This is a genomic window from Flammeovirga sp. SubArs3, from assembly GCF_947387565.1.
Classification (GTDB): domain Bacteria; phylum Bacteroidota; class Bacteroidia; order Cytophagales; family Flammeovirgaceae; genus Flammeovirga; species Flammeovirga agarivorans.
Genome location: NZ_CANDOA010000008.1, coordinates 19,982 through 33,890, shown reverse-complemented (window position 1 = coordinate 33,890; position 13,909 = coordinate 19,982). Strand labels below are relative to the sequence as shown.

6 protein-coding genes are annotated in these 13,909 nt (G+C 33.6%); 1 reads left to right on the top strand and 5 read right to left on the bottom strand.

Features of this window, described 5'->3' with window-relative positions:
* Positions 1 to 2 precede the first annotated feature (2 nt).
* The 5 genes from QL232_RS20500 to QL232_RS20480 all read right to left on the bottom strand — a co-directional run bounded on the left by QL232_RS20500 (position 3) and on the right by QL232_RS20480 (position 10,288).
* Positions 3 to 374 carry a DUF1523 family protein gene (locus tag QL232_RS20500; protein WP_168884833.1) on the bottom strand — a complete coding sequence of 124 codons (372 nt, stop codon included), beginning with the start codon at positions 372 to 374 and terminating at the stop codon, positions 3 to 5.
* Positions 375 to 376: 2 nt separating this feature from the next.
* The gene (locus QL232_RS20495; protein WP_281615578.1) at positions 377 to 5,212 is read right to left on the bottom strand and encodes a hypothetical protein; all 4,836 of its coding nucleotides are present in this window, start codon (positions 5,210 to 5,212) and stop codon (positions 377 to 379) included.
* 21 nt (positions 5,213 to 5,233) lie between these two features.
* The gene (locus QL232_RS20490; RefSeq protein ID WP_168884831.1) at positions 5,234 to 5,899 is read right to left on the bottom strand and encodes an ABC transporter ATP-binding protein; all 666 of its coding nucleotides are present in this window, start codon (positions 5,897 to 5,899) and stop codon (positions 5,234 to 5,236) included.
* On the bottom strand, positions 5,847 to 9,065 hold the full coding sequence (locus tag QL232_RS20485; protein WP_281615577.1) for a two-component regulator propeller domain-containing protein: 3,219 nt from the start codon (positions 9,063 to 9,065) through the stop codon (positions 5,847 to 5,849). Before QL232_RS20485 ends, QL232_RS20490 begins: the two co-directional genes overlap by 53 nt.
* A 194-nt stretch (positions 9,066 to 9,259) precedes the next feature.
* Positions 9,260 to 10,288: a LacI family DNA-binding transcriptional regulator gene (locus QL232_RS20480; protein WP_281615576.1), complete on the bottom strand. Its 1,029-nt coding sequence runs from the start codon at positions 10,286 to 10,288 to the stop codon at positions 9,260 to 9,262.
* Between the two features lie 633 nt (positions 10,289 to 10,921).
* Between QL232_RS20480 and QL232_RS20475 the strand changes: the two genes are divergently transcribed.
* Entirely contained in the window at positions 10,922 to 13,903 is a 2,982-nt protein-coding gene (locus tag QL232_RS20475; protein WP_168884828.1) for a TonB-dependent receptor, read from the top strand.
* The last annotated feature ends 6 nt before the right edge of the window (positions 13,904 to 13,909 follow it).

Genomic DNA, 13,909 nt, shown 5'->3' with positions numbered 1-13,909 from the left:
ATTTAGTTGTTTGGTAATCCAGACACTTCCTCAATTGTGATAATGTTTGGATACATAGAAAAAATAGGAATTCTGAATCCTACAACACTGAAGTTGTATTTTTTATTACTTTGGATTTTGGCATATACATCTGAGGAATTAAACTTGAACCAAAGCCATGTATCTACATTTTCAAATACATGAGCTTTACCTTTGTCATCCATTGTATAAACTAAGTACTTACCTAATCGATCTTTATTTTGATCAAGGTTACCAATACTTCTCTCCGTTTTAGTAACAGTTGCAGTAATAGTTCTTCTGTTTACCTTAGGAAAGATCCAGATTAGAAATAATAAACCGATTACGGCTATACCAATGTAAAGATATTTTTTCATTGTTAGTAAACTTGTTTTAAAGGTCCTTTAAGACGGTTTTTACGTTTTGTGTTTTTTTCTATATAACGGATTTCCATCTTCAACTCTTTGATCTCATCAGGAGTTCTTTTTCGAAGTACATCTTTAGATGAACCATCTGTTTCGTACTTTAAATTAGGTTCCATTAGTGGAGATAGAGTAGAAGCAATCCCAGATAATACTGTTTTCACCCAATAATTAAAGATGAACTTTTTCTGATTTCTTTCAAAATAAATATGCCCCTGCTTCATTGAAGGGAATCGTGGGTTTTCTTCTCTAATTAACAGGTTGGCAACTGAGCTGAAAAATGCATTTCTTTTTAACTCACCAGTTTTCTTTTCCTTGTCTTTTAATACATCCACTTCTAGGTTTTTATACCTAAACTGCATGTTACCAAGAGCGATAGAATCATTAGCGAGTACTTTAAAATACATTCTTTTTAGATGCCCATCTTTTACTTTAACTAATTCTAACCTTTCAATTAATGGGTTCAGTTTAATCAAATCCATTTCTCCTACTTGACCTTCATAGTAATATGTACCCAAAGAGTCGAGAGGAGGAATCCTAAAATACATTTTTAATTCGCCTCCTTGATCCATTAAGGTACCCTTTACAAACATCTCTGTAAAAGGTTGCTTTACTAATTTTGCCGTATCATTAGTGATATTGAAAATTTGTCCTGTAAAGTCGTTCAGTTGGAATTGCCCTGATTTACCGCCTGTAGAGTCAGTGGCTACTCTGGAATCACCGATATCCCCTTTAAATTCTTCATAATCGATACTACTATCGGTGATCGTAACAGTATCCAAACTAAAGATCATAGGTACGTCCTCGAAGATTTCATGAGGCATTTTAGGGTCTTTCTTAAACGGATCGATGGGTACCGATTTATCACGATAAGCTGATAAAGACAATTGGTCTACTTCTAACCCATTTAGGTGTAAAGTGTCTCCGTAAAGAAATTCTTGAATATGGAACCCTCTAAATAAAAGATCCGGAATAGATATCTCAATACGGTCCGTTTGAAATTCATTATAGACACCAAAATCCTTTTTTGAATAGGCAGGGATAAGACCAAAGTTTTTCAGATATATGTTTTCATAATGTGTGTTGAAATTCAAGGAATCAAATGCGATAGAATACATGCCATTCCCCAACATTACATTATTTTTTCCTAATGAGGCATCAATATTTTCAATTTGGATATACTGATTATCCGTTTGCATTGTTTCCTCATTGACATTGATTTCCTTTATCGTCAGATGAATATCCTTTATATCATTTTCATTTGAACGAATTAGTAATGACTTATTTTGTTTATTGACTAAACTAGTATCAACAATGGATGGGACTAAAGGGTAGACTTCGACCGTGAAGCCTAAGGTGTCTTGTAGAAGACTGTTTATTCTGTCTTTTTTCTCTTGATTACTCAGCTTTTTCTTCCCTAAAATACGTTCGTATTTTCTATTGAATTTACTCTCATTGACCTTAGCTCTTTTTAAAACTTCAGACTGTTCTTGTCTTTTCATAAGTCGAGAGAAAGACTTTTCTTTCTTTGGAGTTCTAAAACTCACTTGGCTCTGATCTATATCAATATAGCCAATGTGGATAGAGGTGAATTTTTCCAATAGTTCATTGATTTGTTCTTTTGGAAAAACTCTTTCGGCAATGCTTTCACCTTCAACTACTTTCTTTTGTTTTGATTTTGCGGGAGTCATTACATAAATATTCTTCCCTAAAACAGAATCAATATCTACTTTTTTATTGTAGATCAGATCTTTAAAGCCTGCACCTTTTATTGCCAAATCACCAACTTGTAAAGCCATGGCAGAATCCAATTGACTCACATTTTGATAGCCTAGCTGTGGAGTAATATTCGTTTCTTTTAAGATCAAGCTATCACCTTTAGTATCGGCAATGATTAAAGAGGATGTAAATTTGAAAGAGGTATTTTCACCCTCTAATTGTAACCCTTTAAATTTTATAAATACATCTTCTGGTAATATTTTATCTATATTTCTTGTAGGAGAGGGCTGTGATTTTACATCACTCAGAATAAACTTTCCGCCATAGAAAGTAGCATAACTTGATTTACCTTCTTTATTCTTTATCAATACAGATAGATCATCGGCATTAAGATTTATAGATCTAATTCCGATATATTTTAGCGTTTCTTTGTTGTTCTGTGTAGAGTCTTTTTTGATTTCTTCCTCGACTTTCTCTTCTGTTTGATTTAAACTATTATCTATAGAAACAATACCTCTGAACCCTTCAATATTTATGCTATCGGCATCTATTTGTTGGATATCTAGAAGCATATGGTAGTCCAAGCCAGTTACTTTAATTTCGTTGATACCACAGAGAATGTGATTTTCTCTTTTTATTTCTTCTCTAGTAGGAACAATAGCTAATGCATCAAGAATCAACTCTTGTTTTTCAGCATTGATGCGTATTTCATTAATCCTTGCTTGGTGATGGATTTCTGGAATAGGGACATATAGACCATTGAGGACGAAATGTAATTCTTCCCAATCTACTTTTTTATCTTTTAATTCGAAGTCTTCTATCTCTAAAGCAGTAGAAGTACTCTTTACAAGAAGCGAGTTATCTGGTTTATAAACTGAGATTGGACCTTTTCTGAAAACAAAATCGTTAACTCTTAGATATTTTAAAGGACTCTTTTTAGTGACGTCACTAGAGTTTGCCTTTTGTTTTGAAACACTCTCAAATTGATCATTCACCTCTTTCAGAGGAAGATGCATTTCTGAACTTGGTATATCGATAAATAAAGTACCAAGGACAAGTGAATCTGTTGCTAAATAGTTCCTCCAACCAATATCATTGATCTCAATATCATCAATATGGCTGTCAATTTGTAAGATTTTTGATTGGACATCATGATTGGCAATATTGATGTGGTGTAAGCTTACACTACTATCAGAAGTAGAGAATTTCGTCTCTTCCAATAAAAAATTATATCCACCTAAATCCTTTAACTGTAAATCATAAAACTTAAGATCAGCATTAGCTATGTCAAATTTTAATGGATCATGTAATGGGAGATAAAGACTGTCTAATTTGAAATTTATATTTTCAACAGAGACACGATTTCTGTAAACACTATCTTTATTTGAATATAATTTAAAGCGACCTTTAGTAAAAAGTGCTTTATCTAAACCCAAGTATAAAGGACTAGCCTCTTTGGTTTTTGTTTTCTTCTTTTGTGGATGAGTAGGTACCCAATATTCTACACTAGGTGCATCCACAATAAAATTTTGATAGTGAAAAATACTATCAAGAGGTTGCTTTAGGAATTTCTTATAATCTAAATTTTTTAGAGTAGCTTTTCTTGCATTGGCATTGACATAAGCATGAGAAGTAGAGTCTGGCACCTGTCTTCTTGGTTTATATGCCGGTGAGTACAAGTATAATTTCTGCCTTTTGGAATGATAATATAAGCCACCAACCTTGGCGTAATGATCATTTGGTAGTCGCCAGCTCTGATAACCTAATCGAACATCAAAGAAATCAAATTCGGCAGGAATTGTACGGTTTAAGGTGTAATTGTCTAGGTATAGATATTTAAGGCTTGTACTAAAATCATGTACCTCCCTTTTTCCAAGTTTTGTGGTTTCAAAAGGTACATTAGCATTCTCTAAATAAAATTGATCTATAGAGATGCTTTTTAGGATAGGGGGTAGACTAATTTTTGTTTTCTTCGAAGATTTCTTTTTTGTAGTACTCTTTGTAAGATCAAGGTTTACTCTTGGTTGAGAAATATTGAATCTACGAGCGTAGAAGGTACTATCATCGAAGAAAGCAGGAATGTCAATACCCTCTAACGAAATTAAAGGTATAGTTGCTCCTTGAAGTGCAGGATCACTATTATTGATTTTATATAAGGAGGTATTGAAAACAGTAAACGAACTGTCTAACGTAGAAAACTCTAATTTTCTTAAACTGATTCCTAAGGGAGCATTATCTAATTCGAGACGAACGTCTTTAGTATTAATCACAAAGGAACCGATATGAATAGGTAACAACCTTTGCCTTAAAGTTGCTGAGTCTAAGTAAATATCATTGATATTGGTATTGATTTCACCAATCGTTATTTCTTGGTCAGATTTTCTTGTATGATCGTAATATTGAACATGTGATTTATTGATTTCAATATTGCCAATACGATATCTTTTAAATTGTTTTTTCTCCTTGTCAAAAAAATCTTGTAAGCCTTTAAATTTTTCTCCTTCCGGCTTTTTAGGTTTGTTTTTGGCTTGTTCTTCAGTTTTGTATTTATGAATTTCTGTAGTGACACTATCAAATACGATATTTCCGATATAAACTTCTTCTTGAAATAAAGCTCTTAGTAATGAAATATTTTGAAGTGTGATTCTTTTTGCATTAATCCCAACTACATTATCTTTTTTACCAATGGGTAAACTGTCATTTTTTACCAAGAAAGCACTATCTGCTTCTAGTATTACATCGTTTAATGTGATAGAACCACTAGATAAAAAGTCATGAATAGACCATCCTGCGATAAGTTGAACATTGATGTCTTCATATGCTACAGAATACTTATTATTTGTCGCCTGAGGTATACCCTTTTGGAGTAGGTATTCTCCAACGATCTGCTCAGCATAGTGGTTCAAGGCATAGTGTACAACACCAAATAACAGCATTAATAACCCAATGATAGAAACAAAAAGGTATAGCAAAGCATTAGCGATCATTCTTCCGATCGACTTCTTCTTTTTAGTAACCGTTTTTTCTGGTTCTTCTGTGTTTTGTTGAGTATGTTTTGAGTTATCGTTGCTCATTAAGTCAGATGAGATGTTTTTTTATTCTTGTTCCATCAACTCTATCTTTCCATCTCTCATCCAAAGTTGACGATCGGCCATTTTAGCTAATTCATGATTGTGTGTTACAATCACAAAAGTCTGATTAAAATTATTTCTAAGATCTATAAATAACTGATGTAATCCTTCTGCATTATTTGAATCAAGGTTTCCACTTGGTTCATCAGCAAAAATGATTAAAGGGTCATTGATCAATGCTCTTGCGATAGCACATCTTTGTTGCTCACCACCTGACATTTCCGTTGGTTTATGATCAAAACGATCACCAACGTTCAATTGCCTCATCAGCTGTTTTCCTTTTTCTTCTACTTCATGCAATTGCTTTCCTGCAATTAAAGCAGGCATACATACATTTTCTAATGCAGTAAATTCAGGTAAGAGGTTATGAAACTGAAAAACAAATCCAATTTTCTCATTACGAAACTTTGCTAAATCATCGCCGCTTAGTTTGGTCACTTCAGTGTTATCAATCCATACGGCTCCATCATTTGGTGTATCTAAAGTGCCCATAATTTGTAAAAGAGTACTTTTACCGGCACCTGATGCTCCCATAATAGATACGATTTCGTTATTATGAATCTCTAAATCAATCCCTTTAAGGACGCTCAACTTCGCGTATGATTTTGTGATCCCTTTTACTTTCAGCATAATTTGTTTCGTATTTGAAAGCGACAACCATCATGTCGTCATCTTGTTCAACACCTTCTTTCCATTCATGAAATACCTGATATAACTTTGAGCATTGTTCTGCCAAAGGAAGATGAGATACTTCAGTCAACAATTTTTTGAAATTTGATTTCTTAAACTTTTCTCCTGCAGCGTTAAACTGATTGGCAAAACCATCAGAGAAAAGGTAGATAATCGCGTTTTCGTTTAATTCAAAGTCAAAGTTATCAAAAGATGGCGTAACATCATTAAATATTATTCCTATACTACAAAAATTACTTTTAATGCTTTGTAATTCACCATCTTCAATTATAATTAATGGTCGTCTTGCCCCCGAAAAGTTCAAGTTTCTCGTACCTTTTTCAAATCTACAGCATGCGATATCCATTCCATCACTAATTAAGGTGTTTTCAGAGATCTTCAGAGCATCTTTTAGTGAAGTGTCTAATTTCATTAATAACTCTGCACCTTTGATAGATGGATTCTCAATAATCAACTGTTCTAAAAGTTGATTTCCTACGATGGAAATTAATGCCGCAGGGACACCATGATTGGTACAATCTATTAGTAATAGATAAATGAATTGATCATTTTCATGCATCCAGACAAAGTCACCTGTTACCTCACTTTTTGTGATACTTAAATTAAATGATTTAGGGAAAAGATGCACAAACTGCTCATCACAACTAATTAAAGCATTTTGGATGGTTGCGGCATATTTAATACTGTCAGAAACTCTTTCATTAGCTTCGGTAAGTTCTTGACTCTTCTTTTCTATCTCATTCTTTGCGGTCTCAAGCTTCTCTCTTTGTTTAAGGATATCAGAAGTCCTTTCGTCAACCTTTCTTTGTAAGTTTTCTTTTTGAATCCTGATTGTTTTCATGTAGGAATAGAAAACATATACACTTAAGGCGATAATTAGAAGTAAGATCAGCGCTATTACACCTCTTTTCTTGTAAAAAGGCTTATCTATAGTAAATGTAAACTCAGTGTTATCTGGAGAAGCGATACCTCCGGCATTGATAGCTCTTATTATAAATTGGTAATCCCCTGGAGGGAGTTTAGGATAAATAGCAACATTACTAGAAGTAGGAGGGCAGAAAATATCATCAAACCCAACGAGTTTCCATTGGTATTTAATCTTTTTGGGGACATTTTGAGAGACGCCCACAAAATTAATAGTTAAGTGATTGTATTCAGTTGGTAAAACTGCTTTGATAGGTAAATGACTACCTGCTGCAATCCCTTCAGAATAATCAGTCCATGGAATATCTTCTGAAAATACCTTTACATTTTCAAATACGATCTGTGGGGTTTTCTCAGAATACACATGATGGGAAGGAGTGATCTTTACACCGCCATCTTGAGTGCCAAACCATAAATTTCCTTCTGAATCTCTAGAGGCACTTCCTTCTGAATAGCCCAAGGCATTAAAACCTTCATCTGTTCCATACCTTTCCACTCTAACAATATCATTATCAATCTTTATTAGGTGATTGATATCTCTGTTACTACCAGCCCAAACATTACCTTGTTTGTCTATCTGAATAGTACGGATATTGGTAATAGATAACTTTTGATCTTGAAAACTAATAGCCCTATCTAAACCATTACTGATTTTACATAAACCACTATCAGTAGTAGCAATCCAAAGATTGCCTTCTTGATCAAAAACTAAATCATTGATTTCTAAACTTGGTATAGATTTATCTCTTTTTTGGAATGCTTTAATTAGGTTCCATTCTTTGTCTACATGAAAAAGACCTTTACCTGCTGTTCCAATCCAAGCTGTTGAGTCTACTGGCGAAATAACGACCTTTGTGATTTGATAGTTCTCTAATTTATCTTCATAATTTGTGACTTCAATCAGTGAATCTCCATCGATCTCAAATATATGATTAAGAGCACCAACAAATACTTTTTTGTCTCTTTCAAAAAATGTAGAAGGGTAGTGGAAGTTTTTATTGATATAGTTTGAGGCAAGCTTCTCCCATTTATCATTTTTAAATTCATAGACACCATGCTCAGTACCAATATATAAATGGTTATTGTGATCTTCCATAATGTCTAAATGGCGGACATTTAAGGGTAAGATCTCTTTTCGAATAAGCTTATCATTTTTGATGAAATGCAATGCTCTTTCTGAACCTAAAATAGTGGTTTTGTCGCGTGTTTGATAAGTTTTAAGGATATCAGTACTAATGGTAAAGTTTTTACTGTAAAGGGTGTAGATATCGTTGTTGTATCTGAAAAGTCCATTATTTGTTGCAAACCACATCCCGCCATCATCATCTTCTTGGATATCAAAAATCTGACGACTTAAACCATTATCTGTTGAAATACTTTGTAAAACTTTAATGCCTTTGGTCTTATAAACCCCATTATAAGGAGTACCGACCCATAGGTTTTTGTCATTATCTTCTGTTAATGCACTAACCTTTATATTATTTAGGATTTTAAATGCACCTTTTTTAAGGTTCCTCTTATTAAAGATGATTACGCCATTATTTGTGCCAACCGCAACTCTTTTATTTGATAAATGTTCTATACAGTTAATAGTTGATTTTAGAGCGATTTTGTCTACTAAGGAGTCTCCTTTATAGATAAAGATGCCATTCCTTTTTGAACCTATCCAAACATGTCCATCTTCATCAGCTTCTATCGCTGTGTATGCAACCCTATCATTTATCTTTAACTCATCTTTTTTATAGTATTTACTTAGTCGGATAACTTTCTTATTGACAGTTATACCCCAAATTGTTTTTAGATGGTTATCATAAGTAATGTCTTCAATAATATATGATTCAATGTCATCTTCTAAGTAAGAAGAAATTTCTCTGTCTCTCACACAACTAATGCCATTGTTGGTGGCTACCCAAATATTATCTTGAGGGTCAACAACAAGATCATTAATATGATTATTGGAAAGCCCATCACTAACATCAAAAGACTTAAAGGTTGTACCAATGTTTATATTGACTCCTGAATCTTTTGTTCCAATAAGGATAGCACCATTACTTAGCTTTTCTAAAACTTTACAATAGTTCTGACTTAATCCATCATGTATATTGAAAGAAGTAATATTGTATTGTTGTGCAGATGTAGCGTAATATCCAAAAAGTAATACTATAAAAATATATTTATACATAATGTATACAGATCATCAATGAATAGAAGAGGAAAGCAATTTATAGCTATTTAAGTAAAGATCTCCTCTAAACATCTAAGATAATTGATTATTGCATAAAGTGGAATAAAGACTAAATTATACTTAATTTAATCAATAAAAAAAGTCTTGCAGAATAGATATCTACAAGACTTTTGACGAGTAAATCAAGTTGATTAATGTAAACTTGATGCTCTTTTTATAAGGTTGTTTTGAACGACTTCTGTTCTTGGAGAGAACTCTATGTCTTTCTCTTCAGCTTTAATCTGTTCAAATAATAATTTTGCTGCCTGAAGGCCAATGTCAAAGCCAGACTGTTCAATTGATGATAGAGGAGGATCTAATAATTGAGATAATCTCCAGTCACCAAATCCTACAACAGAAACATCTTCTGGTATTTTTTTGCCTTCTTCTTTAAGAGCATTCATTGCTCCAATTGCACTTACATCATTATTAGCGAAGATAGCGTCAAAGTCTAAACCACTTTTGAGAATGCCTTTAGTTACTTCCTTTCCTTCGTCGAGGTCGCCTTTTGGACAAGGAACAATCAGAGATTCATCAACAGCAATATTATTTTTTTCTAAAGCAGCCATATAGCCCTTTAGTCTTAATTTACTAATAGCAAGGTTATTTGGTCCACTAAGATGTACAATTTTCTTACATCCTTGATTAATGAGATGTTCTGTAGCCATAAATGCGCCTTGGAAATCATCAGTAATCACTTTACTTACTTCAAGCTCTTCAGCTACTCGATCAAACATTACTGTAGGAACACCTTTATTGATAATGCTTTGAAGTGAAGCTAAATCTTTTGTTTCTTTAGTTAACGAGATGAGTAAACCATCGACTCTACTAGAATACATGGCTTTAACATCAACTTTCTCTTGCTCTGGGCTCTCATTGGAAATACATATCATTACATTGTACCCCTCCTCATAAGCAACAGATTGTACACCAGAAATTACATTTGCGAAAAAGTCATGTACAATCTCTGGAACAATGATACCTAAAACAAAAGATTTTTTATGTCTTAAACTTAATGCCAAAGAGTTAGGTTGATAATCCATTTCTTCAGCAAGTTTATTAACAGCGTCCTTAGTTTCTTGACTAATGTCTGGGTGATTTTTTAGAGCTCTAGAAACAGTAGATTTCGAAATGCCAAGTTGGTTAGCGATGTCTTGCATCGTGTATTGTGCTTTTCTCATGCTATGCTTTTCTCAAAAAGTTGAGTTGAAAATTGTATTGTTTTTTGAAAATATATGGAATACTAACGAAATGCCCTACTTATTTTCAATTTTTCACAAAAAATAGCGCAACCGATTGAAAATTGAACTTCGATTTTTTTGTTGTGTTTTTTTTAGTTTCGATGGAATTTTTTTTTGACTGTAATTTTCACCCTTATTTCTATTACAGGATGTGTATTATTTACTATTAATTAAAATTGTGTTAAGCATGGAAACTTTCATTGTTAAGATTATTATTTTGATTAAATCATAAATTATGAAATTATATTTTATAAAAATCGCAATAATTTATATTAAGATTCTGATCGTTAAATTTAAACTGTTAAAAGATTTAAGGGTTTGAAACTCATATTAACAGTCGAAAATTTAATGAAAGTGAAAAAATATTTCTTTGTAAGTATAACAGAAGTGATTATTTTGCATTGTCAACGAAGAAAAATAAAAAGTTGATAATTGTATTATTCTAAGATTGCTTTGTAGTAATTGTATGAAGCGTATTTAAAATGAAAATGAAAAAGATTCAAATTTTATTAATCAATCAACTCTACTAGGTCTGTCTTAGAAATACTTGTCTATTTGTCTAACTGTTTAAGTATGAAAATGAGCATTAACTCTACATGGCGTTTAGCTACAACTATGCTGCTTCTATTGTTTTCTCTTGTAACTTTTGCACAAGAGAGATCTGTTAGCGGTACAGTAGTAGATGAGAACGGCGATCCTCTTCCAGGTGTGGCTGTTCTAGTAAAAGGTACGACTAAAGGTGGTACAACAGACTTCGATGGTAAATTCAAAATTACAATTGGAGAAGGTGAAGATTATTTGGTGGTTTCTTACATTGGCTATAAGTCTCAAGAAATCAACGTTGGAAATGCAGCTACAATCGATGTTTTCATGGAAGTAGATGCTGAACAACTAGAAGAAGTAGTTGTAATTGGTTATGGTAGTGTAAAGAAAGAAGATGCTACTGGATCAATTGAAACTGTAAATGCAAATGACTTCAACCAAGGAGCAATTACTTCACCACAAGACTTACTTAATGGTAAGGTTGCAGGTGTAAACATCACTTCATCAGGTGGTGCTCCAGGTGCAGGATCAACTATCCGTATTCGTGGTGGTTCATCTTTAGCTGCATCAAACGACCCATTAATTGTAATTGACGGTGTACCAATTGATAACGATGGTGTTGCAGGTATGCAAAACCCATTAAACTCAGTTAACCCTAATGACATTGAGACATTCACAGTATTAAAGGATGCCTCAGCTACAGCAATTTACGGTTCAAGAGCATCAAATGGTGTAATCATCATTACTACTAAGAAAGGTGCAAGTGGAAAAATGAAAATTGATTACACTGGTAACGTTTCAGTAGCTATCCCAAGAGGTAAAATTGATGTTTTAAATGCAGGTGAATACGCAAACTTAGTAGGCGAAATCTTACCTTCAAGAACTGACGATTTAGGAGAAGCAAATACTGATTGGCAAAGTGAAATCTTAAAGCCAGCTGTTTCTACCGATCACAATATTAGTGTTGCAGGTACTACTGCAAAAGATGTTCTTCCTTATAGAGTATCAGTAGGTTATACAGATCAAAATGGTATCCTTGAAACTTCTAAAATGGAGAGATTCACAGGTAACATCTCATTAACTCCAAAATTCTTTGATGATCAGCTTTCAGTAAACTTAAACTTGAAAGGTATGTACATCAAAAACAAATTTGCAGACACAGGTGCTGTAGGTTCAGCTGTTGGTTTCGACCCTACAAGACCAGTTAGAGATGGTTCACCTTGGGATTACGGTTATTTTACTTGGTTAGATGCATCGGATAACCCAATTGTACTTGCTCCAAGTAACCCAGTTGCAATGTTAGATTTAACTAACAATACATCAGATGTAAAGAGATCTATTGGTAACTTACAATTAGATTACAAATTACCATTCTTACCAGAATTAAAAGCGAACTTAAATGTTGGTTATGACTACTCTTGGTCAGATGGTAGTAACATCCAAGCTGATAGTGCTAAGTGGACTTACCCAGACATCGGATACAGATCTCAATTTGATCAAACTAAAAAGAACGAATTATTAGATTTTACTTTACAATATGTTAAAGACCTTTCGTCAATCAATTCAAAATTAGATGTGATGTTAGGTTACTCATGGCAACATTTCTACAGAGAGGGTAGTGACTATGCTACAAACGGTGATGGTACAATTGAGAAAACTCCATTAACTCCATACAAAACTGAAAGCTACTTAGTTTCTTTCTTTGGTCGTTTGAACTACTCTTATGCTGATAGATATTTATTAACTGTTACGGTTCGTAATGATGGTACTTCAAGATTCTCTCCTGATACTAGATGGGGTTTATTCCCAGCTGTAGCTTTAGGTTGGAACATGAAGAAAGAAGGTTTCTTAGAAACTTCAGATGTTGTTAGCTCAATGAAACTTAGATTAGGTTATGGTCAAACTGGTCAGCAAAACATTGGTCAAGGTGATTACCCATATTTACCAATCTACACTCAAAGTACAGCAACTGCTAACGTTCAAATTGGTACAAACCCTGACGGTTCTCCAATTTTCTCACAGACTTACAGACCAAATGGTTATGACGCAAACATCAAGTGGGAAACAACAACTACTTACAACGCAGGTATCGACTTTGGTTTCTCTGATGATAGATTCACAGGTAGCATTGACGGTTACTACCGTAAAACAACTGACTTACTTAACGTAACACCAGTACCTGCAGGTTCAAACTTGAACAACCAAGTACTTGCTAACATTGGTGACCTTGAAAACAAAGGTGTTGAATTCAACTTCAATGCAAAAGTAATCAGCAACTCAAAGTTAAATTGGAACTTAGGATTTAATGTTACATATAACCAAAACAAAATTACTAAGCTTCAAGCATCTGATGATCCAAATTATGATGGTGTTTATACAGGTGGTATCGCTGGTGGTACAGGTCTTAATATTCAAGTACATAGCGTAGGTTATCCTTCAAATTCATTCTTTGTCTTAGAGCAAGTTTACAACAGCGAAGGAAAGCCATTAGAAGGTGTTTATGTTGATAGAAACGGTGATGGTCAAATTACTGAAGGTGATAGATACCGTTACAAAGATTCAAATGCAGATATCTTCATGGGTTTCAATACTAACTTATCATACGGACAGTGGGACTTTAGCTTAAACGGTAGAATCAGATTAGATAACTACGTTTATAACAACGTTAACTCTGTAAATGGTGTGTTAGATAGAGTATTCCAAAATGGTACTTGGAACAACGTAACAAGAGATGCATTATATACTGGTTTCCAGACTGGTACAACTTTACAGAAGTACTCTAACTACTATGTACAAAATGCATCATTCTTAAGATTAGATAACCTAATGGTTGGATACAACTTCAAAAATGTTGCAGAAGGTAACATCAACCTTCGTGTGTATGGTACTGTAAACAACATTGCAGTAGCTACAAAATATGACGGCTTAGACCCAGAAGTTGATGGTGGTATTGACAACAACGTTTATCCACGTCCAACAACATTCTTATTAGGTGTAAACCTTGGTTTCTAAAATAGA

Coding starts and splice junctions, on each gene's coding strand:
- QL232_RS20500 (WP_168884833.1), bottom strand. CDS start 374: ATGAAAAAATATCTTTACATTGGTATAGCCGTAATCGGTTTATTATTT.
- QL232_RS20495 (WP_281615578.1), bottom strand. CDS start 5,212: ATGAGCAACGATAACTCAAAACATACTCAACAAAACACAGAAGAACCA.
- QL232_RS20490 (WP_168884831.1), bottom strand. CDS start 5,899: ATGCTGAAAGTAAAAGGGATCACAAAATCATACGCGAAGTTGAGCGTC.
- QL232_RS20485 (WP_281615577.1), bottom strand. CDS start 9,065: ATGTATAAATATATTTTTATAGTATTACTTTTTGGATATTACGCTACA.
- QL232_RS20475 (WP_168884828.1), top strand. CDS start 10,922: ATGAAAATGAGCATTAACTCTACATGGCGTTTAGCTACAACTATGCTG.
- QL232_RS20480 (WP_281615576.1), bottom strand. CDS start 10,288: ATGAGAAAAGCACAATACACGATGCAAGACATCGCTAACCAACTTGGC.